Raw genomic sequence first — 25400 nt, 5'->3', positions numbered from 1 at the left:
CTCGGTCGCTGATTCGCTCAGTTCAGGCTAGCGGTCAGCGGATCAGGCCGTGATGCGCTCGCGCACGATCGGGCCCCCGGCGGGAGCCTCGGCACCGATCGCCCAGGATCCCTCCAGCGCCTCGAGTGCCCGCGGGAACCGCGCCTCGTCGGCCGCGGAGAGCGTGAACAGGGGCTGCCCCGCGACGACACGATCGCCGGGCTTCGCGTGCAGATCGATGCCGGCCTCGAACACCACAGGGTCCTCCGCCCGCGCGCGCCCCGCACCGAGACGCCAGGCGGCGATGCCGAACGGCAGCGCGTCCATCTGCGAGACGACGCCGTCGGACGGAGCCGTGACCACGTGGGTCTCGCGGGCGGTCGGCAGCGGAGCGTCAGGGTCGCCGTCCTGCGCGCGGATCATGGCCTTCCAGCTGTCCATCGCTCGGCCGTCGTCGAGAGCGGCCTCGACATCGGCATCCGGCTGGCCCGCCAGCGAGAGCATCTCGCGAGCTAGCGCGATCGTCAGCTCGCGGACATCCGAGGGGCCTCCTCCGCCGAGTACCTCGACGGATTCGCGGACCTCGTTCGCGTTGCCGATGGCGAGGCCGAGGGGCACGTTCATGTCGGTGAGCAGCGCGGTCGTGGCGACACCCGAGTCGGTGCCGAGAGCGACCATCGTGCGGGCCAGCTCTCGGGCACGGTCGATGTCCTGCATGAACGCTCCCGAGCCGAACTTCACGTCGAGCACCAGGGCGTCGGTGCCCTCGGCGATCTTCTTCGACATGATGCTCGAAGCGATCAGGGGGATCGCCTCGACCGTGCCGGTGACGTCGCGCAGCGCGTAGAGCTTCTTGTCGGCGGGGGCGAGGCCGGAGCCTGCGGCGCAGATGACGGCACCGACGTCGCCCTGCATCTGGGCGAACATCTCTTCGTTGCTGAGGGCGGCGCGCCAGCCGGGGATCGACTCGAGCTTGTCGAGAGTACCGCCGGTGTGGCCGAGGCCGCGGCCCGAGAGCTGCGGCACGGCGACGCCGAATACCGCGACGAGCGGCGCGAGCGGCAGGGTGATCTTGTCGCCGACCCCACCGGTGGAGTGCTTGTCGACCGTCTTCTTGCCGAGCGTCGCGAAGCTCATCCGCTCCCCCGACGCGATCATCGCATCGGTGAGCACACGGATCTCATCGCGCTCCATGCCGCGCTGGAACACAGCCATCGCGAACGACGCCATCTGCGCGTCCGACACGTAGCCGCGCGTGTACGCGTCGACCATCCAGCGCAGCGCCTTCTCGGGCACCACGCCTCCGTCGCGCTTGGCACGGATCACATCGACGGCGTCGAAGGGCTCAACGCTCATCGGGCGTCCTCCAGGTCTCGGGGGCCGAACGCATCCGGCAGTACTTCGTCGATGGTCCGGATGCCGGAGACGGTCTCCAGCAGCATCCCGGGCATCGCGTGTTCGTAGAGCAGCTGGCGGCAACGGCCGCACGGCATGATCGTCTGCCCGTCGTTGTTGACGCACACGAAGGCGACGAGCTGGCCGCCGCCCGACATGTGCAGGTCGCCGACCAGCGCGCACTCGGCGCACAGCGTCACGCCGTAGGAGGCGTTCTCGACGTTGCAGCCGGCGACGATCCGTCCGTCGCCGACGAGAGCGGCCGCGCCCACCCGGTAACGGGAGTACGGCGCGTACGCCTTCGTCATGGCGTCGGTCGCGACCTGACGGAGTTCGTCCCAGTCGATGTCTGTCATGTCGCTCCTAGGACTTGATGTACGGCTTGCCGCTGGCTGCGGGTCCACGGATCTGACCTGCGAACCCGGCGACCGCGAGCAGCGTGACCACGTACGGCAGCATCAGCATGAACTCGCCGGGGATCGGCGTCTTCAGGATCGACAGCAGATTCTGCAGGTTCGTCGCGAAGCCGAACAGCAGAGCGGCGAGCGTCGCGCGTATCGGGTCCCAGCGTCCGAAGATCACTGCGGCGAGGGCGATGAAGCCGAGCCCCGCCGTCATGTCCTTGCCGAACTGCGGCACCGAGACGAGCGTGAAGTACGCGCCTCCGATGCCCGCAATCGCACCCGCGAGCAGGACATTCCAGAATCGCGTCGCGTTCACCTTGATGCCGACGGTGTCGGCGGCCTGCGGGTGCTCACCCACGGCACGGACCCGGAGTCCCCACTTCGTGCGGTACAGACCCCAGGCGACGATCGCGACGGTGATGAACATGAGGTAGACGATGAACGTCTGGTTGAACAGCACCGGTCCGATGATCGGGATGTCGCTGAGCAGCGGGATCTCGATGCGGCTGAAGCGCACCGGCGTGTTGAGGGCGGCCTCGTTCGGCGCGAGCAGTGCCCCGTAGAGGAACCCGGTGAGGCCGCTGACGAGGACGTTGAGCACCACACCGACGATCACCTGCTCGACGAGGTACTTGATGGCGAACGCGGCGAGCACGGCGGCCACGAGCACGCCGCCGAGCATCGCGCCCAGGAGCCCGATGAACGGGCTGCCGGTGATGCTCGAGAGCAGCGCTGCCGAGAACGCTCCGAGGAGCAGCTGCCCCTCGATCGCGACGTTGACGACACCGGCACGCTCGCCGATGACGCCGCCGAGCGCTCCGAACACGAGCGGGACCGAGAGCGAGACCGCTCCGAAGAGCAGGCTGCTGACGGGCACGAGTCCGCCGGCGCCGGCCCACACGAGGAATCCGAAGACGGCGAGCACGCTGAAGGCGATCACCAGCCACATCGACGCCTTGCGATACGACCAGGCCCGCAGGAACGCGACAACCGACAGCAGCGCCAGGATCACGATGACGACCCAGCTGGTCGGCCCGGTCGGCAGCGCCACATCCGCCAGCGCGAACGGCGACGACGGGTCATTGAGTCGGAAGCTGCTGGTGCCGGTGCGCGGCACGAGCAGGAACAGGAGGGCCAGCAGCACGGTGGCTGCGGCGAGTACGATCGGCGCCTTCAGGTGCCGCTCGCGCACGGTGGCGAGCTGCACGGTTCCGTCGGCGGCTTCACTCTGGACGAGGGAGGTCATGCGGTCACCGCCTTCTTCGCGGCCTTGGCTCTCGCCTTGGCAGCCTTCTCCGCGTCGGTCTTGGGAAGGAAGAACACCGTGCGCAGCAGCGGCGGCGCGGCGATGAACAGCACGACGAGCGACTGCACGACGAGCACGATGTCGACCGGGATGTCCTGGGCCTGCATCGAGAACGATCCGGCCTTCAGCGCACCGAACAGGATGCCGGCGGCGAACGTGCCCCAGGCGCGGCTGCGTCCGAGCAGGGCGACCGTGATCGCATCGAAGCCGATGCCGGCATCGATGGTCTCGGTGATTCCGGTCGTGACCGCACCCTGGACCTGGTTCATCCCGGCGAGACCGGCGAGAGCACCCGCGAGCAGCATGGCGTAGACGTACACGCGCTGCACGCTGATGCCCGCGGCGCGAGCCGCATGCGGGTTCTCACCCACGGCGCGCATGCGCATGCCGAGCGACGACCTCTCGATGAGCCACCAGACGAACAGGGTCGCGATGATGACGATGACGAAGCCGAGGTCGAGCAGGGGGAACTGCGGGCCGAGGAGCGAGGGGAACTGCGCGCTCTCAGGGGTCGCGTATCCGAGCGCCTGGTTCGTGCCGGGCTTCTGCAGGAGGCCAGGGGTGCGGATCATCCACAGGAGCAGGTAGTAGGCCACGTAGTTGAGCATGATCGTGAGGATCACCTCGTGGGCGCCCGTCTTCGCCTTGAGCAGACCGGCGATCGCTCCCCACAGAGCGCCACCGGCGATGCCGGCGATCAGCGTGACGGGGATGTGCAGCCAGAACGGCAGGTCGAGCTGGAACGTCAGGAGACCTGCGACCGCGACGCCGATGAGCATCTGCCCGCGCGCACCGATGTTGAACAGGCCGACGCGGAACGCGAGCGCCACGCCGAGTCCGGCGGCGATCAGCGGCGCCGCGAATCCGAGGGTGTTCGTGAGCGGGCGGATCTGCGCGGCGAAGTCCGCACCTCGCGCGTTGAAGATCGCTCCGCGGAACAGCGCTTCATAGCCGTTGTAGACGGCGTTCCACGCCGCGGCGATCGTGTCGGTCGGACGCGAGAAGAAGTAGCCGGAGGCCTCGATCACGTCTTCGTTGGTGAAGGCGATCAGGATGCCGCCGACGACGAGCGCGAGGAAGATCGCCAGGATCGTGGTCACCGCGCTGCCGCGCAGCATCTCCTTGAGGATCACGTTGCCCCGAGGGGGCGGCGGCACATCAACGGGATCGCGGAGGGTCGTGGTGGTGTTCACCGAGAGCTGGTCACCGGAACCCTCGGTGCCCGCTCCCCCGGCCTGTGGCGTCGAACCGCTCATGCGGCCACCTCTCCCTCGGCGGCGCCCGCCATCATCAGACCCAGCGTCTCGCGCGGGGTGTCGCCGGGAACGATCCCGACGATCGTGCCTCGGTACATGACCGCGATGCGGTCGGCGAGAGCTGCGACTTCGTCGAGCTCCGTCGAGACCACGACGACGGGGATGCCGGCGTCACGCGTCTCGATGATGCGCTTGTGGATGAACTCGATCGAGCCCACGTCGACCCCACGGGTCGGCTGCGCCGCCACGAGCAGCCGGAGCTCACGGCTCATCTCGCGAGCGATCACGACCTTCTGCTGGTTTCCGCCGGAGAGAGTCCCCGCCGGAGTGTGCGGGCCCTGGGCGCGGATGTCGTACTCCTTGATGCGCGCGTGGGCGAATTCCTCGAGCGCTGCGCGGCGCAGAGTGCCGCCGCGGCTGAACTCGGGATCGCCGGAGCGGTCGAGGATGAGGTTCTCGGCGACCGAGAAGGCGGCGACGAGGCCGTCTTCGGTGCGGTCCTCGGGGACGAAGCCGACACCGGCGTCGAGGATCGCTCGCACGCTCTTGCCGACGAGCTGGGTGCCGTCGAGGGAGATGGAGCCTTCGACACGGGCCGCGAGACCGACGATGGCCTCGACGAGCTCGGTCTGTCCGTTGCCCTGCACACCGGCGACGGCGAGGACCTCGCCGGGTCGCACGGTGAAGTCGACGTTGTCGACGACGATCGCGCCGGCGGAGGTGAGAACCCGCAGGCCCTTCACCTCGAGGCCGCCGTCGCCCAGGCGCGGCGCGTCCTTGTGCACGGTGAGCTCGACCGCGCGTCCGACCATGAGCGAAGCCAGCTCGCCGTTCGTCGCGGTGGGCGACGCCTCTCCGACGATGCGGCCGAGGCGCACGATGGTGATGGTGTCCGCGACCTCGCGGACCTCACGCAGCTTGTGGGTGATGAAGACGATCGCTGTGCCCTCGTCGCGGAGCTGGCGCATGATGCCCATCAGCTCGTCGGTCTCCTGAGGGGTGAGCACGGCGGTGGGCTCGTCGAACACGAGCACCTTGGCGTCGCGCGAGAGTGCCTTGATGATCTCGACGCGCTGCTGCACTCCGACGGGCAGGTCGCCGACGATCGCGTCAGGGTCGATGTCGAAGCCGAAGCGCGCGGCGACGGAGCGCACGTGCTCGCGCGCCTTCGCGATGTCGAGGGTGCCGACGCCCTTCGTCTGCTCGTGACCGAGCATGACGTTCTCGGCCACCGTGAACACGGGGACGAGCATGAAGTGCTGGTGCACCATGCCGATGCCGGCGTTCATCGCGTCGCCGGGGCCGCGGAACCGCTGGACGACGTCGTCCAGGAGGATCTCGCCCTCGTCGGCCTGGTACAACCCGTAGAGGACGTTCATCAGGGTCGATTTGCCTGCGCCGTTCTCGCCGAGCAGCGCATGGATCTGCCCCGGTTCGACGACCAGGTCGATGTGGTCGTTGGCCACCAGGGTTCCGAACCGCTTGGTGATGCCGCGGAGTTCGAGCTTCATATCTGCACCTTATCCAGAAGTGTCATCCAGAAGAGTCTGAAGAATCTGCGGCGCATCCCTCGGGGATCGCCCGGGTGCGCCGTGAACAGTCATCGTCGTCCGTCCACGGCGCGGGGCGAGTGGCCGCTTGCACCACTCGCCCCGCGCTGGAACTCGATGACTTACGGGGAGTTCGGGGACTCCACCGTGATGTCGCCGTCGATGATCTGCTTCTGCAGAGCGGCGATCTCGTCGAGCAGGCCGTCGGGCAGGTCGCCCTCGAACGAGCCGAAGCCCGAGAGCTTCACGCCCTCGTTCTCGAGGGTGCCGACGTACGGAGCCGGATCGAAGTCGCCCTTCGAGGCTGCGATCGTCGCATCCTGGACCGCGACGTCGATCGCCTTCATGATCGAGAAGAGCGTGACGTCGGCCACGGACTCGTCAGCGACTGCGAGGTCGCTGTCGACGCCGATGAGGAGCGTGTCCTTGCCGCTGTCGGCGATTGCCGCAGCCGCGCTCTGGTAGACGGGACCGCCGACCGGGAGGATGACGTCGACGCCCTGGTCGAGCACGCCCTGAGCGGTCTGCTTGGCCGTGTCGTTCGCGTCGAAGCCGCCGGTGAAGGAGCCCTTCTGCGTGGCGGTGTCCCAGCCGAAGACCTCGACCGCACCCGACTTGTCCTCGTTGTACTTCTCGACACCGAGCTGGAAGCCGTCCATGAAGACCGCGACCGACGGGATCTGCATTCCGCCGAAGGTGCCGACCTTGTTCACGCCGGCAGCCGACGACCAGCTCGCGGCGGCGTAGCCACCGAGGTACGCGGCCTGAGCGGTGTCGAAGACGAGCGGCTTGATGTTCGGGGCGTCGGTGGTGCCGTCGAAGTCGTTGTCCGCGTAGTCGTCGATGATCGCGTAGTTGATCTCGGGGTTGGCGAGAGCGGACTCGACGGTCGCTGCCGAGAGCTTGAACCCGACTGCGACGATCAGCGAGCATCCCTCCGAGACCGCGGTCTCGAGGTTCGGCGCGTAGTCGTTGTCGTTCGCCGACTCGAACTCGAGCGGCTTGACGCCGAGCTCGTCAGCGGCGGCGTCCATGCCCTCCTTGGCGGACTGGTTGAACGACTTGTCGTTCCAACCGCCGGCATCGGAGACGAGGCAGGGGAGGAAATCGGATGCTGCATCCCCGCCCCCGTTGCCGCCCGATTCGGTCGGAGCCTGGCCACAGCCGGCGAGTGCGAAGACGACGCCCGCGGCGATTGTCGCGCCGAGCAGCTTCTTGGTGGTGGAGATGGTCAACTCATGCCTCCCTCAACGATCCCGCGGCCCTCGCGGATCGCTCAAAGTTACCTACTGTTTCGACTTTTGTGCATACCCGCACCCGAGCGGCAATCGAATGGTTACAAAGCTGAAACCAAGACAGCCGATGAGCGGCGGTCGGTGCTCATCAGAGCACGTCGCCCCGGCCCGTGAGCTTGAGCGACTCCACGACGCCCTTCACCCGCTGAGCATGCTGCACGGTGGTGACCAACAGCGCGTCGGGGGTGTCGACGACGACGATGTCCTGCACGCCGATGAGGCTGATCACCCGAGAGGTCTGACTGACCAGAATGCCGCTTGCGGCATCCGAGAGCACGCGCGCCTTCGGACCGAGCACCGCGAGGTCGTTCTTGCGGCCGTTGTTGATGAGCTTCGTGAGCGACGCGAAGTCCCCCACGTCGTCCCAGTCGAAGTGGCCGGGAACGACGGCGAGGCGTCCGCGCCGGGCGGCGGGCTCGGCCACCGCGTAGTCGATCGCGATCTTCTTGAGACCGGGCCAGATCCGGTCGACGGCCGGACCGCGACGCTCGCGGTCATCCCACGCCTCGGCGAGTTCCAGCAGTCCTGCGTGCAGGGCGGGTTCGTTCGCGGCGAGCTCGTCGAGGAGCACGCTCGCCTTGGCGATGAACATGCCCGCGTTCCAGAGGTAGCCCCGGTCGGCGAAGTAGGCCTGAGCGGTCTCGAGATCCGGCTTCTCGACGAAGCTCTCGACCAGCGCGGCCTCGCGTGCTCCGTCGACGACGAGCTCCGGCCCCTTCTTTATGTAACCGAACCCGATGGCGGGCTCCGACGGGGCGATGCCGATCGTGCAGATGTATCCCTCGCGTGCGACCTCCACCGCATCGCGCACGGCGAACTCGAACACGCGGGTGCTCCGGATGACGTGATCGGCGCTGAACGAGCCGATGATGACGTCGGGGTCGCGGCGATGCAGGATCGCGGCGGCGAGCCCGATCGCCGCCGCCGACTCCCGGGGCTCGGACTCCAGGAAGACGTTCAGATCCGGAATGCCGGGCAGCTCCGCCTCGACCGCCGCGCGGTGCGCCCGCCCGGTGACCACGGCGATGCGGTCGGCACCGGCGAGCGGCTCGAGCCTGTCCCACGTGTCGCGGAGCAGGGAATGCCCGGACCCCGTGAGATCGTGGAGGAACTTCGGGGCGTCGGCGCGGGACAGAGGCCACAGCCGGCTGCCGATGCCGCCGGCGGGGATCACTGCGTAGAAGTCCTTGATGGGTTGGCTCACCCAGCCAGGGTATCCCGACGGAACATCTCGACATCGAGATAGTTAGGCTCCCCTTCGTCGCCCACAGGCGCCGCACGGGAATAGGATGGTGTCCGATCGGCCGTGCCTGGCAGCAGGCTCATGCTTGGACCACGCATCGCACGCGACCGAGTCACATCGATCCAGGGAGGACGACCGTGTCCACAAGCGCTCGCTTGACACCGTCGATTTCGGAAACCACTTCCAAGACACCTCGCGGCACCCTCTACCGGGGTCGCGAAGGCATGTGGTCGTGGGTGCTTCACCGCATCACCGGAGTCGCCATCTTCTTCTTCCTGTTGGTGCATGTGCTCGACACTGCACTCATCAGGGTGTCCCCCGAGGCGTACAACGCCGTCATCGGCACCTATAAGAACCCGATCATGGCGCTCGGCGAGGTCGTGCTGGTCGCCGGAATCGTGTTCCACGCGATGAACGGCCTCCGCATCATCGCGGTCGACTTCTGGTCGAAGGGCGCCAAGTACCAGCGCCAGCTGTTCTGGGGTGTGCTCGCGGTGTGGGTCGTGATCATGGCCGGCTTCGTGCCGCGTCACCTGATGCTCGCTTTCGCCGGCTTCGGAGGAGGACACTGATGACCGCTCAGACTGTCGCCGCCCCCGTCCGCCGTCAGCGCGGATTCAACCTCGAGAAGTGGGGCTGGCTCTTCATGCGCGGCTCCGGCGTGGTGCTGGTCGTGCTGATCTTCGGCCACCTGTTCATCAACCTGATGGTCGGAGAGGGCATCCACGCCCTCGACTTCGCGTTCATCGCGGGCAAGTTCGCCACGCCGTTCTGGCAGTGGTGGGACGTCATCATGCTCTGGCTGGCCCTGATCCACGGCGCCAACGGCATGCGGACGATCGTCAACGACTACGTCACGAACAACACCGCTCGCAAGGCGCTGACCTGGGCCCTGGGCCTGGCAGCAGCCCTGCTCATCATCCTCGGCACCCTGGTCGTCTTCACGTTCGACCCGTGCCTCGGCGTGACCGAGACGAGCACGCTGTGGGAACAGTGCCAGACGCTGGGCAAGTAGAAGAGAAGGCATACGAGAAGTGACTACCGAGACCCAGGATTCCGTCGTGCGCGACGGTGTGCACTACCACCAGTTCGACATCGTCATCGTGGGCGCCGGCGGCGCCGGCATGCGCGCGGCGATCGAGGCCGGCCCCGGCGCGAAGACCGCGGTGATCTCCAAGCTGTACCCCACGCGTTCGCACACCGGTGCGGCGCAGGGCGGCATGGCGGCTGCGCTCGCCAACGTCGAGGAAGACAGCTGGGAGTGGCACACCTTCGACACCGTCAAGGGCGGCGACTACCTGGTCGACCAGGATGCTGCGGAGATCCTCGCGAAGGAGGCGATCGACGCGGTCATCGACCTCGAGAACATGGGTCTGCCCTTCAACCGCACGCCCGAGGGCAAGATCGACCAGCGTCGCTTCGGCGGCCACACCGCCGAGCACGGCAAGACCCCGGTCCGACGCGCCTGCTACGCCGCCGACCGCACCGGTCACATGATCCTGCAGACGCTGTTCCAGAACTGCGTCAAGCTCGGCATCAACTTCTTCAACGAGTTCTACGTGCTCGATCTGCTCACGGTGAAGGACGCCGACGGCAAGACCCAGGTCTCGGGAGTCGTCGCGTACGACCTCTCGACCGGCGAGCTGCACGTCTTCCAGGCCAAGGCGGTCATCTTCGCGACCGGCGGATTCGGCAAGATCTTCAAGACGACCTCGAACGCGCACACCCTCACCGGTGACGGCGTCGGCATCGTCTGGCGCAAGGGCCTCCCCCTCGAGGACCTCGAGTTCTTCCAGTTCCACCCCACCGGCCTCGCCGGTCTCGGCATCCTCCTCACCGAGGGCGCACGTGGCGAGGGTGCGATCCTTCGCAACGCCTCGGGTGAGCGATTCATGGAGCGCTACGCCCCGACCATCAAGGACCTCGCTCCCCGCGACATCGTCGCTCGCTGCATGGTCCAGGAGGTCGCGGAGGGTCGCGGCGCAGGCCCCCACAAGGACTACGTGCTGCTGGACTGCACGCACCTGGGCGCCGAGGTCCTCGAGACCAAGCTCCCCGACATCACCGAGTTCGCCCGCACCTACCTGGGCGTCGACCCGGTCGTCGAGCCCGTGCCGGTCATGCCCACCGCGCACTACGCGATGGGTGGCATCCCGACCAACAACAACGGCGAGGTCCTCGCCGACAACGACACGGTCGTCCCCGGTCTCTACGCCGCCGGCGAGTGCGCCTGCGTCTCGGTGCACGGCGCCAACCGCCTCGGCACCAACTCGCTGCTCGACATCAACGTGTTCGGCAAGCGCTCGGGGCGCAACGCGGTCGAGTACGTCCAGACCGCCGACTTCGTGCCGCTTCCCGAGAACCCGGCCGCCTTCGTCTCCGACATGCTCGAGGGCCTGCGCAACAACCAGGGCACCGAGCGCATCGCCGTGCTCCGCAAGGCGCTGCAGGACGAGATGGACAAGGGCGCGCAGGTGTTCCGCACGCACGACTCCCTCCAGCATGTGCTCGGAGTGATCGCCGAGCTGCGGGAACGCTACAAGAACGTGCACGTCGACGACAAGGGCAAGCGGTTCAACACCGACCTGCTCGAGGCCGTCGAGCTGGGCTTCCTCCTCGACATCGCCGAGGTCGTCGTCTACGCCGCGCAGAACCGCGAGGAGAGCCGTGGCGGTCACATGCGCGACGACTTCCCGACGCGTGACGACGAGAAGTACATGAAGCACACGATGGCCTACCTGACGGGCGATCCGCACTCCTCCACCCCGAGCGACCACATCAAGCTCGACTGGAAGCCCGTCGTGTTCACCAAGAACGACCAGGGCGAATTGAACTACCCGCCGATGGAGAGGAAGTACTGAGCATGTCCAACGCCATCGCTGAAGCTCCCGCTGACACGACCGAAGAGACGGGCATCCAGTCCTTCATCGTCACGTTCAACATCCGCCGGTTCGACCCCGAGGTCGACGCCGAGCCGCACTGGGTCGACTACGACGTGGAGCTGTACTCGACCGACCGCGTGCTCGACGCACTGCACAAGATCAAATGGGAGGTCGACGGCTCCCTCACGTTCCGCCGCTCCTGCGCCCACGGCATCTGCGGCTCCGACGCCATGCGCATCAACGGCCGCAACCGCCTCGCCTGCAAGACGCTGATCAAAGACCTCGACATCTCGAAGCCGATCTACGTCGAGGCGATCAAGGGACTGCCGCTCGAGAAGGACCTCGTCGTCGACATGGAGCCGTTCTTCGCCTCCTACCGCGAGGTGCAGCCCTTCCTCGTCGCGAACTCGGTTCCCGAGAAGGGCAAGGAGCGCGTCCAGACGATCGCGGATCGCGAGATCTTCGACGACACGACCAAGTGCATCCTCTGCGCCGCATGCACCTCGTCGTGCCCCGTCTTCTGGACCGACGGCCAGTACTTCGGCCCCGCCGCGATCGTGAACGCGCACCGCTTCATCTTCGACTCGCGCGACGACAACGCCGCCGTGCGCCTCGACATCCTCAACGACAAAGAAGGTGTGTGGCGCTGCCGCACGACCTTCAACTGCTCCGAGGCGTGCCCCCGTGGCATCGAGGTCACCAAGGCCATCGCCGAGGTCAAGCAGGCTGTGCTGCGCGGTCGCGCCTGACGCACGGAACATCGACGAGATCGGGCGGGCTCCCCACGGGGATCCCGCCCGTTTTCGTCGTGTGGATAAGGTGAAGACGTGTCAGATCCCGATCGCGAGGAGTCAGAGGGCGGCCGCCTCGATGCGGCTGTCGAAAGAGCGACAGCGCTGACGAGGCGCACACTGGGCCTGTTCCCGGTGCGCGTGTGGCGTCACTTCCTGCAGCACAACGGATTCCTCCTCGCCGCGGGCGTGAGCTATCAGGCGCTGTTCGCGATCTTCGCGGCGATCTACCTCGCCTTCGCGATCGCCGGCCTCTGGCTCGGTGGCAGCAGCGAGGCGGTCGACGGCATGATCGACATCATCAACAGCTACATCCCGAATCTGATCCAGGATCAGGGCGGGGTGTTCACCCCGGACCAGGTGCAGGAGATCGCGGCCAGCACCACGGGGATCCTGAGCGTCACAGGTCTGATCGCCCTCGGAACCGTGATCTGGACCGCCATCGGATGGGTGACGTTCTCGCGGCGCGCGACGAGGGACATCTTCGGTCTGCCGCCCGATCGCCGCAGCTACGTCATCCTGAAAGCGCGCGACCTGCTGGCGGCGCTGATCTTCGGCGCCTCGCTGATCGTCGGCTCGCTGCTCAGCTCCGCAAGCGCCGTCGCGCTGGCCTGGATCCTCAGCCTGCTGGGTTGGGGGGCATCCCTCGATGGACTGACCAGCATCCGCATCGGCACGGTGCTGGTGTCCTTCGCCGTGTTGTCGGCCGCGCTCGCGGCGATGGTCCGCTTCCTCACCGGCACGTCTCTGCACTGGGGCACGATCTGGCCCGGTGCTCTCCTCGGCGGCGGGGCGATGACGATCCTGCAGTTCGGCGCGGGGTTCCTCCTGAGCTACACCCCGTCGAATCCCCTGCTCGCCACGTTCGCGATCTTCATCGGCCTTCTGCTGTGGTTCCGCGTCAACGGGGTGGTCATGCTGGTGGCGTCCTCATGGATCGCGGTCAGTGCCCAGGACCGGGATCTCCCGCTGCTGTCCCAGACCGAGGCGGAGCGACGTCTGGCTGAGTACCGGACGCTGCTCGAGGCTGCGCGTATCCGGGTACGCGAAGCCCACGCCGCTCGTGGCGACGCACCCTGGTACCGCGGCTGGCAGACCGAACGCGCCCTGCGTGCGGCGGAGAACGAACTCGAGTCCCTCGAGGCATCCGGTCCCCCGCCCGTCGACGAGAGCTCTCCCCTCGCCCAGCGTCTCCTCGCGGAGCTGCAGCGTCCGTCGAAGGATGTCGGCGGCCCTCGTTAGGCTGGTGACCATGCCTCATCTGCGTATCGCCTCGGTCAATGTCAACGGAATCCGAGCGGCGGCTCGCAACGGAATGAGCAGCTGGCTCGACGCGGCCGACGTCGACATCCTGACCCTGCAAGAGGTCCGCGGGCAGGACGAGCACCTCGAGGCCGCCCTCCCCGGCTGGTCGTTCGTGCACGACGAGGCGACGGCCAAGGGTCGTGCCGGCGTGGCGATCGCGAGCCGCGTGCCGGCGATCGCATCGCGCACCGACTTCGGCGACGCCGACTTCGACTCGAAGGGCCGTTGGATCGAGGCCGACTTCCAGATCGGCGACCGCCCGCTCACCGTGGTCAGCGCCTACGTGCACAGCGGCGAGGCCGACACTCCGAAGCAGGAGGAGAAGTGGAATTTCCTCGATGCGTTCGGCATCCGGCTCGCAGAACTCGGCGACGCTGACGGCGCACTCGCGCTCGTCACCGGCGATCTGAACGTGGGGCACCGCGAACTCGACATCAAGAACTGGCGCGGCAATCGCAAGAAGGCCGGGTTCCTGCCCCGCGAACGCGCCTACTTCGATCGGTTCCTCGGCGCAGCCGGCGAGACCGTCGAGGGCGTCGACGGTACCCGCGGCACCGGACTCGGCTGGATCGACGTCGGGCGCGCCTTCCACGGCGAGGTCGAGGGCCCGTACACCTGGTGGTCGATGCGCGGTCAGGCCTTCGACAACGACTCCGGGTGGCGGATCGACTACCACCTGGCCACCCCCGCGCTGGCGGAGCGGGCGACCGCGTACCACGTCGCGCGCGCAGCGGCCTACGACCAGCGGTGGAGCGACCACGCACCGGTCGTGGTCGACTACACATACTGACGGCCCGCGCATCGGACGCGGGCGGCCCGGTGCCGATCAGGCTGTGACGAGAGCGACGATCAGTCCCGCTGCGACCACGAGGTAGCCGAGCATGCTCCACAGGTATGCCGCGCCCCGGCGTGCGCGCGGGAACACGAGCGGAACCGCGATCGCGACGAGGATGCCCGTGACGAGCGCGAGGAACGTCCCGAAGATCATCCCGTACCCGTGCGGGTCACCGTTCGTCCAGCCGAAGCGGCTGCTCAAGGCCATCCACGCGAGCAGCACGAAAGGTGCGCCGAACAGCACCGTGAGCACGACGCCGATGATGCGGGAGAAGGCGTCCCGACGCTCCGCGGGGAGGCCGGCGGACTCAGGGGCAGACGTCATGAGGCGAGTCTCTCCCGCGGGCTCGCGCACCACCACCACCCCCATAGGATTGATATCGTGACGAAACCTCGCCTCTACTCAGGAATGCAGCCCTCCGCCGACTCTCTGCAGATCGGCAACTACATCGGGGCGCTCCTGCAGTGGCGAGACCTGCAGAGCTCTTACGACGCCTACTTCTCAGTCGTCGACCTGCACGCGCTCACCGTCGCGCAGGACCCGGCGGAGCTTCGCGAGAAGACCCGCCGCACCGCCGCGCAGTACATCGCCGCAGGCATCGAGCCGTCCCTGTCGACGCTCTATGTGCAGTCGCACGTGCGTGCTCACGCGGAGCTGGCGTGGATACTCTCCACGATCACCGGGTTCGGCGAGGCCGGACGGATGACGCAGTTCAAAGACAAGTCGTCCCGATACGGCGCTGACGCCACGAGCGTCGGCCTGTTCACCTACCCCGTCCTGATGGCTGCCGACATCCTGCTCTACCAGACCGACGTCGTGCCGGTCGGCGACGACCAGAAGCAGCACGTCGAGCTCACCCGCGATCTCGCCGAGAGATTCAATTCGCGCTTCGGAGAGACGTTCGTCGTGCCCCGACCGGTGATCCAGAAGGACACGGCGCGCATCTACGATCTGCAGAATCCGACGTCGAAGATGTCGAAGTCCGCCGAGAGCGACGCTGGCGTGCTGTGGATGCTCGACGACCCGGCGAAGTCGGCGAAGAAGATCATGCGGGCCGTCACCGACAATGAGGGCTCCGTGCGCTTCGACCGGGAGAACAAGCCCGGTGTCTCGAACCTGCTCACGATCTATGCGGCTCTGTCGGGTCGCCAGGTGCCGGCGATCGAAGACGAGTATGCGGGTCGCGGCTACGGAGACTTCAAGAAGGGCCTCGCGGAGGTCGTCGTGAACGAGTTCGAGCCGGTCCGCGCCCGCGCACTCGACCTCCTGGACGACCCCGCCGAGCTCGATCGGATCCTCGCGGCGAACGCCGCCAAGGCCGACGCCGTCGCCGACGCGACTCTCGCCGCCGTGTACGACCGGGTCGGTCTGCTTCGTCGCATCTGACACGACCGGCCATAGGATGGGGGCGTGACTGATCCGCAGCTGCCCCCGTCCGGTGCCGTTCCTCCCGTGCCACCGGCACCCCAGCCCGCTGAGCCTCAGCCCGCTGACCGGCAGCCGCCCGCCTACGCCCCGGCTCCCCCGGCTCCGCCCGCGTACCAGCCCGCTTCTCCGGCGTTCCAGCAGCCCGCTCCTCCCGCCTACCAGCCCGCCTCCGCGACCGCCCCTGCGGCACCGGCATACCCCGCCCCGGCGGGCAGCCCGGTGTACCCCGCCTCTCCTCCCGCGGGCCAGCCCGGCGTTCCGGCCTACCAGGCCGCCCCTCCCGGTGCGTACCAGGTGCCTGTCGGGGGGTACGCTGCTCCTGCCGGCGCATACCAGGCGCCCGCGATGGAGCAGAAGAAGTCCGGGCTCCTCGGCATCCTCGCTCTGATCTTCGCGATCGTCGCCGCTGTCGTGACGCCGATCGTCGCCGGAATCGCCGGGTTCGAGATCGGACGTCGGATCCCCGGCGGGCTCGACACGACGGATCCCGATTTCCTGTCGATCCTCTCCCCCGCACGCGATCAGGTGCTGTGGGCCGAGCTCTCATTCTGGACCGGAACGATCCTCGGCATCGCCGCGATCGTGATCGGCATCCTCGCCATCCGCAAGAAGCAGGCCCGCGGGGCCGGCATCGGCGCGCTGGTCGTCGCCGTACTCGGACCGATCATCTTCTGGGTCGTGCTCTTCGTCGCCGTCTCGACCGGCACCGCAGCGGGCTTCCTGCCCTAGTCCATCGGCCCCGGCCTGCCGGCCGAAGGATCACGCGGCGGGTCAGCGTGGCGCGTGGTGCTTCTGCTGCGCCGCCAGCAGCCCCTCGGCGACGAGCAGCTCGACCGCGTCCGCCGCGTCCGACACGAGGATCGGCAGGTTCGCGCGCTCGTCCTTGCCGAACGCAGAGAGCACCCAGTCGGCAGGATCCTGCCGTCCGACCGGTCGCCCGATGCCGACGCGCACTCGCGGGAAGTCGGGCGTGGTGATCGCCCGGGCGATGTCGCGCACCCCGTTGTGTCCGCCGTGCCCGCCTCCGGTCTTGAGCTTGACCGTGTCGAAGGGGATGTCGAGTTCGTCGTGGACGACGATGATCTGCTCGGCCGGCACGGAATAGAAGCGCGCCAGAGCGGCGACCGGTGTGCCCGACACGTTCATGAACGTGTTGGGCTTGGCGAGGACCAGCTTGTCTCCCCCCGGCCGCAGCCAGGTCTCGACGACACGCGCGCCGCCCTTGTGCTCACGGAAGCTCTCGCCCCGTCGCGACGCCAGCTCATCGACCACCATCTGGCCGATGTTGTGTCTCGTCGCCTCATATCGCGGGCCGGGGTTGCCGAGCCCCACCACGAGCCAGGTGGATGCCATGTCCTCGTCCTCTCGGATGCGGGCGCCGTGCGGTTCCCGGGTCAGAATACGACAGAGGGGGCGCGATCTGCTCGCGCCCCCTCTGTGATGCAGTCAGCTGTGCGCTGCGCCTGCGGAGATCACTCCGCGGCGGGCGCCTCCTCGGCGGCAGCCTCGTCGGCTCCGGCCTCGTCCTCTTCGAGCGACTCCTCCGCCGGGATCGAGATCGCGACGACCAGGACCTCGGGGTCGGTCAGCAGCGTCGAGCCCTTGGGGAGCTTGACGTCGGCAGCGGTGATGTGCGTGCCGTCCTCGAGACCGTCGACCGAGACCTCGACGTTCTGCGGGAGGTGCGTGGCCTCGGCCTCGATCGACAGGGTGTTCGCGTCCTGGTTGACGATCGTGCCGGGAGCCGGCTCGCCGGTGACGATGACGGGAAGGTCGATCGCGACCTTCTCGCCCTTCTTCACGACGATCAGGTCGATGTGCTCGATGATCTGGTGCACGGGGTCCTTCTGGACGTCCTTGACCAGGGCGAGCTGAGCCTTGCCCTCGATGTCGAGCTCGAGCAGCGCGTTGGCGCGGCGGATGATGAGCGAGACCTGGTGGCCCGGCAGTGCGACGTGCACAGGCTCGGTGCCGTGACCGTAGATGACGGCGGGGATCTTGCCTGCGGCGCGCAGACGACGGGCGAAGCCCTTGCCGAAGCTCTCGCGGAGCTCGGCCTTGACCTTGGTGTCTTCAGACATGGGGTTCTCCTTCGGGGCACGCAGCGAGAGCTACGCGGTGGTCTTGGAATTGTTCTCGAACGCAGACACGTGAGGAAAGCCACCGGCTTGCTTCGCCGCGTCGATAACGGATGCCAGCGCACGCGCAGAAGCATCCCTCGCCGAGGTACTCCTCTCATGGTACCGGATGAGCCGGTAGGCTGAGGACACGATCCCTCTCTGCAGAACACGGAGTTCTTCTCATGCTCGACGGCGTCTTCTTCTCCCACGCGATCGCCTGGCTCATCGGCGCCATGACCGTGTGCGCTGCCGGCTTCACGTTCGCCGCACTCTTCTCGCTCGGCCGCTCGGGCTACCGCAAGGACTGATCGCTCCTGATCGGGCGGTCACCGCACGCTCGCGAGAAGCGCATTCCGGCGACACACGGGAGAAGCACCCCTGCCGTCGCGATAATCTGGGTGCATCCCTTTCTTCTCGATCTAGGAGCCATCTGTGCCCGAAGCATCAGCGAACATCGGAGTCGTCGGACTCGCCGTCATGGGGTCGAACCTCGCCCGCAACCTCGCCAGCCGCGAGGGGAACACGGTGGCGATCTTCAACCGCAGCTACGAGAAGACCGAGACCCTCGTCTCCGAGCATCCTGAGGCCGGCTTCGTCGCCGCCAAGACGTACCGGGAGTTCGCAGACTCGCTGCAGAAGCCGCGCACCGCGATCATCATGGTCAAGGCCGGCGGCCCGACCGACGCCGTGATCGACTCGCTGGTCGAGGTCTTCGAGCCGGGCGACATCATCGTCGACGGCGGCAACGCCTACTTCCCCGACACGATCCGCCGCGAGAAGGCCGTCCGCGAGACGGGCATCAACTTCGTCGGCGCCGGGATCTCGGGTGGCGAAGAGGGCGCGCTCACAGGCCCGTCGATCATGCCGGGCGGCTCGGACGAGTCCTGGATCACTCTCGGCCCGATCCTCAAGTCGATCGCCGCCGTCGCCGAGGGCGAGCCGTGCGTCACGCACGTCGGCCATGACGGTGCCGGGCACTTCGTGAAGATGGTGCACAACGGCATCGAGTACGCCGACATGCAGCTGATCGCCGAGGCCTACGACCTCATCCGCCGCGGCACGGGCAAGTCCCCCGCCGAGATCGCCGACATCTTCGCCGAGTGGAACAAGGGCGAGCTCGAGTCCTACCTGATCGAGATCACCGCAGAGGTGCTCCGCCAGGTGGATGCCGAGACCGGCAAGCCCCTCGTCGACGTCATCCTCGACCAGGCCGGCGCCAAGGGCACCGGCGCGTGGACCGTGCAGACCGCGCTGTCGCTCGGCGTCCCCGTCTCGGGCATCGCCGAGGCCACCTTTGCCCGCTCGCTGTCGTCGCACCCCGAGCAGCGCGAGGTCGCGGGTTCCCTGCCCGGTCCCGACGAGGATTTCGTGGTCACCGACCAGGCCGCCTTCATCGAAGACGTCCGTCTCGCGCTGTACGCCTCGAAGATCGTCGCGTACTCGCAGGGCTTCGACGAGATCCGTGCCGGCGCAGCCGAGTACGGCTGGAACATCGACCTCGGCGCGATCAGCAAGATCTGGCGCGGCGGCTGCATCATCCGCGCCCAGTTCCTCAACCGCATCGCCGACGCGTACGCGGCAGAGCCGGGCCTTCCCGTGCTGCTGACCGCTCCCTACTTCACCGAGGCGATCACGCGCGCTCAGGCACCGTGGCGTCGCGTCGTGGTCGCGGCGGCACAGGCCGGCATCCCGGCTCCGGCGTTCTCGTCGTCGCTGTCGTACTACGACGGCATCCGTGCCGACCGCCTCCCCGCAGCCCTCGTGCAGGGCCAGCGCGACTTCTTCGGTGCGCACACCTACAAGCGCATCGACAAGCCGGGCACGTTCCACACGCAGTGGTCGGGCGACCGCACCGAGATCGAAGCCGAAGACACGCACTGAGCGCGTCCCGCACATGACGAAGGCCCCGGCGATTCCGCCGGGGCCTTCGTCATGTCTCATCGGGTGATGTCCGAGGGATCGAAGACGAGAAGTCCATGACGCGTACCTCCCAGCAGACGCATAGCGCTCTCCATAGAAACCCCATAGGAGATTCCGCAGAATGTACTCATGAGCACCGATCTCCCCGAACTGCGCCGCCCCGACGGCTCGCCCCTGCGCATCCTCGCCGTCGACGACGAGCAGATGCTCACCGACCTGCTGGCGATGGCACTGCGCATGGAGGGCTGGGAGGTGCGCACCGCGTCGTCCGGGCTCGAGGCGTTGCAGGTCGCACGTGAGTTCGAGCCTGATGCGCTGGTGCTCGACATCATGATGCCCGACCTCGACGGCATGGCCGTGCTGCGTCGCCTTCGCGAGTCCGGCAGCCTCGTGCCGGTGCTCTTCCTCACCGCGAAGGATGCCGTCGGAGACCGCGTCGCCGGGCTCACCGCCGGAGGAGACGACTACGTCACGAAGCCGTTCAGCCTCGAAGAGGTCATCGCGCGCCTGCGTGCGATCATCCGCCGCACTGGGCACGCGACGGCTGACGACGGCCAGTCGATCCTGCGCGTGGCCGACCTCACCCTCAACGAGGACAGCCACGAGGTCGTGCGCGACGGCACCGAGATCGAGCTGACCGCGACCGAGTTCGAGCTGCTCCGCTATCTGATGCGCAACGAGCGCCGCGTGCTGTCGAAGGCGCAGATCCTCGACCGCGTCTGGAGCTACGACTTCGGCGGCAAGTCGTCGGTCGTCGAACTGTACATCTCGTACCTCCGCAAGAAGATCGACGCCGGACGCACCCCGCTGCTCCACACCGTGCGAGGTGTCGGCTACATGATCAAGGCGCCCCAGTGAGCTCGACGAGGATGACTCGGCGGCCGATGAGCCTGCAGACCCGGCTCATGACAGCCGTGATCGGCTTCGTCTCGCTCATCCTCGTGATCGTCGCCGTCATCACCAGTGCGCTTGTCGGCGGGACTCTCGAGAGACAACTCGAGGCGCGTCTGAGCAGCTACTCGATTCAGGTGACCAAGTGGGTCAGCCAGGTGCCGGCGCAGTTCGCGGACATCGACACGATCCTCGCGGACAGGATTCCTGGTGTGCCAGGAATTCTGCTCGCTGTCTCGAGCACGGAGGGCGGCACGAGCGGCGTCGTCTTCCCTGACACCAAAGGGGAATTGAGCGGAGTCTCGCAGACGCTCACCAGCGCTGATCTCGAACGCATCAACAGGGCGCTCGATGGACGCCCGAGCGGCACGGTGACGCTCGACGACTTCGGTTCGTATCTGGTCGTCGTGCAGCAGGCTCCCAACGGCGTCAACGTCGTCACCGGTCTCCCCCGGACCGAGATTCAGAATCAGCTGACGACGCTGCTCACCGTGATCGCCCTCGCGACGATCGGCGGCCTGATCCTCCTCGCGCTGACGACGGCAATCACAATCCGAGTCGGTCTGAGGCCGCTGCGCGCGGTCGCGGCGACCGCCACGCGCGTCGCGAACCAGCCGCTCGATCGCGGCGAGGTGCAGATCACCGAGCGCGTACCCGCGTCCGAGGCCGATCCCCGCACCGAGACCGGACTCGTCGGCGCATCCTTGAACACCCTGCTCGACCACGTCAACGACTCCCTCGCCTCACGACAGAAGAACGAGGAGCGTATGCGACGGTTCGTCGCCGACGCGAGCCACGAGCTGCGGACGCCGCTCTCGTCGATCCGCGGATACTCGGAGCTCTCGCTGCGCGCTCTGAAGCAGCAGGGCGGCCCGGCCGCGATCGAAGGAACGACGACCTCGCTCGAGCGCATCCAGGCCCAGTCGCTGCGGATGACGAGCCTGGTCGAGGACCTGCTGCTCCTCGCCCGCCTCGATGAAGGCCGAGAGCTCGTGCACGGGACTGTCGACCTCACGCAGCTCGCCCTGGAGGGGCTGTCGGATGCCCGCCCGACCGCGGCCGATCATCACTGGAACATCGAGGCCCCCGAAGAGCCGATCGTCGTCATCGGCGACGCCGGACGGATGCACCAGGTCGTGGCGAACCTCCTCGCCAACGCGCGGACGCACACTCCGGCCGGCACCTCGATCACGCTCAGCGTGAGCCGCGAGGGCGACGAGGCCGTGCTTCGCGTGCACGATGACGGCCCCGGCATCGACCCCGGTGTGCGCGACGAGCTCTTCGCTCGCTTCGCGCGCGGCGACAGCTCCCGAGCCCGCCAGACCGGCGGCACGGGCCTCGGCCTCGCCATCGCCAAGGCGATCGTCGAAGGGCATGGCGGAAACATCGCCGTGGCGAGCGAGCCCGGAGACACGACGTTCACCGTGCGCATCCCGATCAGCCCGGCTCAGACCTCAACCGACTGACCTCGCGGCTCTCCCTGCCTATGCGGGGCCACTTTCGCACCGGGACCAGGCGGTTCCCGTGCGGAAGTGACCCCGCATAGGAATTCCCGTGCGGAAGTGACCCCGCACCGCCCCGGGATGCAGTGTCCGCACCGCCCCATCCGCACCGCCCCGCCCGCAGGCGGGTCCAGAAAAGCATCCGAAACGGACGATTGCCGTGCGAAAGTGACCCCGCACGGGAGGTTCCGTGCGGAAGTGACCCCGCACACAGCCCCACACGGGAGTTCCCACACGGGAGTTCCCGCAGGGAGTTCCCGTCCGGTACGGGAGCGACCGCCCCCGGCCCGAAGGCCCCCGGACTCGGGCCGACTCAGTAGCCGGCGAACGCGTCGGTCGTGAGCGACCGGGCCTTCTGCATGGCCGGGGCGAGATCGGCGATCAGGCGCGGCGGGCCGGAGATGAACGAGTGCCGCGTGCCGAGGTCGGGAACGTACCGCTCCAACCCCGCGGCGTCGAGCCGGGCACCCTGTGCCCACGTCCAGTGCGCGGGAAGATCGGCCGGCTCGTCACGGGTGAACACGACGACTCGAGCACCGGTGGCGGCGAGTTCGTCGCGGAATGCGAGCTCCGCGCTGTCGGATGCGACGTACACGAGCACGACGTCACGCCGCTGCCCCGTGAGCTGCAGCTGGCGCAGCTGCGACACGAACGGCGTCACACCGATGCCGGCCGCCACCATCAGCACCGGGGTCCCGGCACGCGGCAGCAGGAAGTCTCCCCAGGTTCCCGTCACCGCGAGCGCTGACCCGGGCTCCGCGGCGGCCAACGCGCGCTTGTAGCTCGACGGATGCTTCTGATCGCCGTCCTTGTACGCGATCCGCAGTGTCGGAAGGTCGGCGGGTGCCGAGACGATGCTGAACTCTCGACGGGTACCTCGTGCGTCCGGCCGGTGATGCGGCACGTCCAGCTCCAGGTACTGGCCAGGGAGGAAGCGGACCTTGCCCTTCGCGCGGAAGGTGAGCTCCTGCGCGGTGGGGGTGATGAACTGGCGCTTCTCGAGCACGAGGCGCACCGACCCCCGTAGCGCGAAGGCGAAGGCGAGCAGGTTGCCGATGAGCAGCGCGCGCTCCTGGCCGAGGGTGAAGAGCCCGGCGACCTCGATCGGCCACCCGGCGAGCACGCCGACGAGCGCGGCTACGGCGAACTGCTGCCTGCGACGAGGCGGCAGTGTCAACGGCTCCGACAGCATGAACGCCCCGAGAAACAGGAACGGCGACTGCAGCACGGCGAACGAGAGGGCGGAGCCGAGGTCGAAGGAGATCGCGAACTCCTGTGCCTGCACCGCCTGCCGCAGCACCGACACGGCGACCGCGACGAGGAGAAAGATCACCACGATCCGCACCTTCTCGGTGCGCCACAGTATGGCGAGACCGAGGATCGCCACGGGGATGAAGAGCGACGGCGTGCCGACCCACCATGAGGACGACGTGCCGAGCCACTCGAACGCTCCGAAGGAACCGAGGATCGAGACCACGGCGGCGCCGAACGCCGCCGGGTTGAGGATGTGCCGCCCGCGCCAGGCGATCAGATACTTCGACAGGCTCGCGACCGCACCGGCGATAGCGAGCCCCAGCAGCGCCGTCGGCTCGTAACCGGGCCGCAGGACGAAGAGCAGGATCAGCGCGGTGACGAGCGAGGACTCGATGCGCCAGGGCAGGCGCAGGATTCGCTGCGCCGCCGCATCCACGAGCGAGATCACGACCGCCAGAACGATGAACGAGGCGATGATCTCGAGCGGTGCGGGCGAGACGATCACGCCGAGCGCCGAGAGCACGAGCGCGATGAGCGCGAGCGTCAGCAGCGAGAACAGAACCAGGCGGTACATCGAGATGCCGCCGAGCAGCGCGAGGACGCGCTGGCGCAGGGCGGTGATGGAGGTGATCACGGGTCTACTCTTCCCTACTTCGAAGGCTCAGTGGCGTGCGGTGAACAGCTGCGCCGGGCATCCCGGCGAGCATTCGGCTCGGCCGTCCGTCGACATCCGCACCCATTCGACGCCCCACGTGGCTGCGAGCCCGGGACCGCCGTCGAAGAAGAGCGCGGTGGCGACGGCATCCGCCCTCATCGCCGCAGGCGCGATCGCCCAGGTCGCAGCCCAGGTGCGCACGGGGACTCCGGTGCGGGCATCGAGCACGTGGTGCAGGCCGTCGCCCCACACGCGACGGTTGATCGCCGAGGCGCACAGTGCCGCATCCTGCAGCTCGATCACACCGATCGCCTTGCTCGCATCGTACGGATGCTCGAGGCCGATGCGCACCGCGCTGCCGCGCACCCTCATGTCACCGCCCGCGTCGACGACGAGATCACCGGGCACTTCGGCGAGCACGTCGGCCACGATGTCGACGAGACGACCCTTGCCGAGTGCGCCCACGTCGAGAAGTGACGGGGAGGATGCCATGACGTCCCCCTCAGTCCATCGGAGGCGATCGGTCCAGTGCCGCGGCGCGGCGATCGGGTCTCTCGCGACGAGGGAGTACGACGCGTCGTATCCGAGGGCTGCGAGGCTGTCGGCGACGAGCGGGTTGACCGCTCCCGTCGTCGCCCGCGAGAGGTCGAGGTAGGCGTCGAGCATCGGGCCCGCGTCCGGCGACGAGATCGATCCGCCGTCGCGCCCCACACGGGTGACCGCGGAGTCTGGTCTGAACCGAGACCATTCGCGGTCGAACCTGTCGATCTCGGCGCCGACGAGCTGTCGCTCGTCGGTGCCGAGCTCGTTCGAGGTCTCGATCTCCCAGGTCGTGCCGATCGCGTCGAAGCGCCAGATCGCCATCGCCGTATCAGGCGCCTCAGGCGGCGGCCTGCTCCTTGATCGAGTCGACCGCCTCGTTGAAGCCGCCGCTGGTGAGCGACGAGCCGGCGACACGGCTGACATTCAGCTCATCGAGCGACTTGCCCACGACCTCATCCGAGATGCCGTCGATGAACTGTCCCTGGTACTGCTCGGTCTCGCGGGCCTTGGGGTCGCCCGTCACCTCGACCTCGGTCACGACGCCGTCGGCGATCGTGAGGGTCACGCTGATCGACTCGACCGTCTCGGGCGTCTGATACGAGCCGTCGGCCGAGTAGGTGCCGTCGGTGTAGTCGCCGGTCGATGCTCCCGAATCGGTGGATTCGGTGCTCGTGTCGGTCCCGGTGTCGGTGGACTGGTCTTCGGCGTCAGCGGTGCCGGAGCATCCCGCAAGGACGAGGAGCCCTGCGACGCCGGCGAGAGCTGCGCCCTTGCGAACAGAAGTCGGTACAGTCGTGCGGATCATGATGGTCCTCCCGGCCTTGATCGATGTGTTGATTCGACCGT

General features: G+C 67.8%; 25 protein-coding genes. 12 read left to right on the top strand and 13 right to left on the bottom strand.

Going from position 1 to position 25400, the window contains the following annotated elements; genetic code table 11:
- Positions 1-42: 42 nt before the first annotated feature.
- The 7 genes from ACQ4LY_RS11645 to ACQ4LY_RS11615 form a co-directional block, all read right to left on the bottom strand.
- Entirely contained in the window at positions 43-1335 is a 1293-nt protein-coding gene (locus tag ACQ4LY_RS11645) for a thymidine phosphorylase (protein WP_431071647.1), read from the bottom strand.
- Positions 1332-1730 (bottom strand): cytidine deaminase, encoded by a 399-nt coding sequence (locus ACQ4LY_RS11640; RefSeq protein WP_042536471.1) that lies wholly within the window; start codon positions 1728-1730, stop codon positions 1332-1334. The genes ACQ4LY_RS11645 and ACQ4LY_RS11640 overlap by 4 nt, the downstream gene beginning before the upstream one ends.
- Before the next feature lie 7 nt (positions 1731-1737).
- Positions 1738-3024 (bottom strand): ABC transporter permease, encoded by a 1287-nt coding sequence (locus tag ACQ4LY_RS11635; protein ID WP_431071644.1) that lies wholly within the window; start codon positions 3022-3024, stop codon positions 1738-1740.
- Positions 3021-4340, bottom strand: coding sequence for an ABC transporter permease (locus ACQ4LY_RS11630; RefSeq protein WP_431071641.1), 1320 nt, complete (start codon positions 4338-4340; stop codon positions 3021-3023). Before ACQ4LY_RS11630 ends, ACQ4LY_RS11635 begins: the two co-directional genes overlap by 4 nt.
- On the bottom strand, positions 4337-5851 hold the full coding sequence (locus tag ACQ4LY_RS11625; protein WP_431071638.1) for an ABC transporter ATP-binding protein: 1515 nt from the start codon (positions 5849-5851) through the stop codon (positions 4337-4339). Before ACQ4LY_RS11625 ends, ACQ4LY_RS11630 begins: the two co-directional genes overlap by 4 nt.
- Before the next feature lie 161 nt (positions 5852-6012).
- Positions 6013-7125, bottom strand: coding sequence for a BMP family lipoprotein (locus tag ACQ4LY_RS11620; RefSeq protein ID WP_431071635.1), 1113 nt, complete (start codon positions 7123-7125; stop codon positions 6013-6015).
- Between the two features lie 148 nt (positions 7126-7273).
- On the bottom strand, positions 7274-8389 hold the full coding sequence (locus ACQ4LY_RS11615) for a mannose-1-phosphate guanylyltransferase (protein ID WP_431071632.1): 1116 nt from the start codon (positions 8387-8389) through the stop codon (positions 7274-7276).
- Positions 8390-8565: 176 nt separating this feature from the next.
- On the opposite strand from ACQ4LY_RS11615, the gene sdhC reads away from it, so the two are divergent.
- The 6 genes from sdhC (at position 8566) to ACQ4LY_RS11585 (ending at position 14196) form a co-directional block, all read left to right on the top strand.
- Complete coding sequence (sdhC, locus tag ACQ4LY_RS11610; protein WP_116636409.1) at positions 8566-9000, top strand: succinate dehydrogenase, cytochrome b556 subunit; 435 nt, start codon at positions 8566-8568, stop codon at positions 8998-9000.
- Positions 9000-9443, top strand: a complete 444-nt coding sequence (locus ACQ4LY_RS11605; protein WP_056312310.1) for a succinate dehydrogenase hydrophobic membrane anchor subunit — start codon at positions 9000-9002, stop codon at positions 9441-9443. The genes sdhC and ACQ4LY_RS11605 overlap by 1 nt, the downstream gene beginning before the upstream one ends.
- A gap of 19 nt (positions 9444-9462) precedes the next feature.
- A complete protein-coding gene (gene sdhA / locus ACQ4LY_RS11600; protein WP_431071628.1) occupies positions 9463-11289 on the top strand; it encodes a succinate dehydrogenase flavoprotein subunit in 1827 nt (608 codons plus the stop codon).
- A 2-nt stretch (positions 11290-11291) separates the two neighbouring features.
- On the top strand, positions 11292-12059 hold the full coding sequence (locus ACQ4LY_RS11595) for a succinate dehydrogenase iron-sulfur subunit (protein WP_056312315.1): 768 nt from the start codon (positions 11292-11294) through the stop codon (positions 12057-12059).
- A 78-nt stretch (positions 12060-12137) separates the two neighbouring features.
- A complete protein-coding gene (locus ACQ4LY_RS11590) occupies positions 12138-13343 on the top strand; it encodes a YihY/virulence factor BrkB family protein (protein ID WP_431071625.1) in 1206 nt (401 codons plus the stop codon).
- 10 nt (positions 13344-13353) lie between these two features.
- Positions 13354-14196, top strand: coding sequence for an exodeoxyribonuclease III (locus tag ACQ4LY_RS11585; RefSeq protein ID WP_431071622.1), 843 nt, complete (start codon positions 13354-13356; stop codon positions 14194-14196).
- 36 nt (positions 14197-14232) lie between these two features.
- Here the strand turns inward: ACQ4LY_RS11585 and ACQ4LY_RS11580 are convergent, their stop codons facing one another.
- Complete coding sequence (locus ACQ4LY_RS11580) at positions 14233-14565, bottom strand: hypothetical protein (RefSeq protein WP_431071619.1); 333 nt, start codon at positions 14563-14565, stop codon at positions 14233-14235.
- A gap of 84 nt (positions 14566-14649) precedes the next feature.
- Between ACQ4LY_RS11580 and trpS the strand changes: the two genes are divergently transcribed.
- Both trpS and ACQ4LY_RS11570 read left to right on the top strand, forming a co-directional pair.
- Positions 14650-15627: a tryptophan--tRNA ligase gene (gene trpS / locus ACQ4LY_RS11575; RefSeq protein WP_431075676.1), complete on the top strand. Its 978-nt coding sequence runs from the start codon at positions 14650-14652 to the stop codon at positions 15625-15627.
- A 24-nt stretch (positions 15628-15651) separates the two neighbouring features.
- The gene (locus ACQ4LY_RS11570) at positions 15652-16398 is read left to right on the top strand and encodes a hypothetical protein (RefSeq protein WP_431071617.1); all 747 of its coding nucleotides are present in this window, start codon (positions 15652-15654) and stop codon (positions 16396-16398) included.
- Positions 16399-16440: 42 nt separating this feature from the next.
- Here ACQ4LY_RS11570 and pth read toward each other — a convergent pair whose 3' ends face one another.
- Both pth and ACQ4LY_RS11560 read right to left on the bottom strand, forming a co-directional pair.
- A complete protein-coding gene (pth, locus tag ACQ4LY_RS11565) occupies positions 16441-17022 on the bottom strand; it encodes an aminoacyl-tRNA hydrolase (RefSeq protein ID WP_431071614.1) in 582 nt (193 codons plus the stop codon).
- 119 nt (positions 17023-17141) lie between these two features.
- Positions 17142-17750 carry a 50S ribosomal protein L25/general stress protein Ctc gene (locus ACQ4LY_RS11560; RefSeq protein ID WP_431071611.1) on the bottom strand — a complete coding sequence of 203 codons (609 nt, stop codon included), beginning with the start codon at positions 17748-17750 and terminating at the stop codon, positions 17142-17144.
- A gap of 221 nt (positions 17751-17971) precedes the next feature.
- Between ACQ4LY_RS11560 and ACQ4LY_RS11555 the strand changes: the two genes are divergently transcribed.
- The 4 genes from ACQ4LY_RS11555 (at position 17972) to ACQ4LY_RS11540 (ending at position 22066) form a co-directional block, all read left to right on the top strand.
- Positions 17972-18097, top strand: coding sequence for a hypothetical protein (locus ACQ4LY_RS11555; RefSeq protein WP_256381367.1), 126 nt, complete (start codon positions 17972-17974; stop codon positions 18095-18097).
- A gap of 124 nt (positions 18098-18221) precedes the next feature.
- On the top strand, positions 18222-19670 hold the full coding sequence (gene gndA, locus ACQ4LY_RS11550; RefSeq protein WP_431071607.1) for an NADP-dependent phosphogluconate dehydrogenase: 1449 nt from the start codon (positions 18222-18224) through the stop codon (positions 19668-19670).
- A 168-nt stretch (positions 19671-19838) separates the two neighbouring features.
- Positions 19839-20567: a response regulator transcription factor gene (locus tag ACQ4LY_RS11545; protein WP_056312334.1), complete on the top strand. Its 729-nt coding sequence runs from the start codon at positions 19839-19841 to the stop codon at positions 20565-20567.
- 26 nt (positions 20568-20593) lie between these two features.
- Entirely contained in the window at positions 20594-22066 is a 1473-nt protein-coding gene (locus tag ACQ4LY_RS11540; RefSeq protein WP_431071604.1) for a sensor histidine kinase, read from the top strand.
- A gap of 349 nt (positions 22067-22415) precedes the next feature.
- Here ACQ4LY_RS11540 and ACQ4LY_RS11535 read toward each other — a convergent pair whose 3' ends face one another.
- The 3 genes from ACQ4LY_RS11535 to ACQ4LY_RS11525 are packed head-to-tail and all read right to left on the bottom strand — an operon-like array spanning position 22416 to position 25359.
- Complete coding sequence (locus tag ACQ4LY_RS11535) at positions 22416-23990, bottom strand: flavodoxin reductase (protein WP_431071601.1); 1575 nt, start codon at positions 23988-23990, stop codon at positions 22416-22418.
- A gap of 27 nt (positions 23991-24017) precedes the next feature.
- Positions 24018-24875: an FAD:protein FMN transferase gene (locus ACQ4LY_RS11530; protein ID WP_431071598.1), complete on the bottom strand. Its 858-nt coding sequence runs from the start codon at positions 24873-24875 to the stop codon at positions 24018-24020.
- Between the two features lie 16 nt (positions 24876-24891).
- A complete protein-coding gene (locus ACQ4LY_RS11525) occupies positions 24892-25359 on the bottom strand; it encodes an FMN-binding protein (RefSeq protein WP_431071594.1) in 468 nt (155 codons plus the stop codon).
- Positions 25360-25400 lie beyond the last annotated feature (41 nt).

It is taken from the genome of Microbacterium phyllosphaerae (assembly GCF_050628115.1).
Taxonomy (GTDB): Bacteria; Actinomycetota; Actinomycetes; order Actinomycetales; family Microbacteriaceae; genus Microbacterium; species Microbacterium phyllosphaerae_A.
This window is presented reverse-complemented; position numbering and strand designations above follow the sequence as displayed.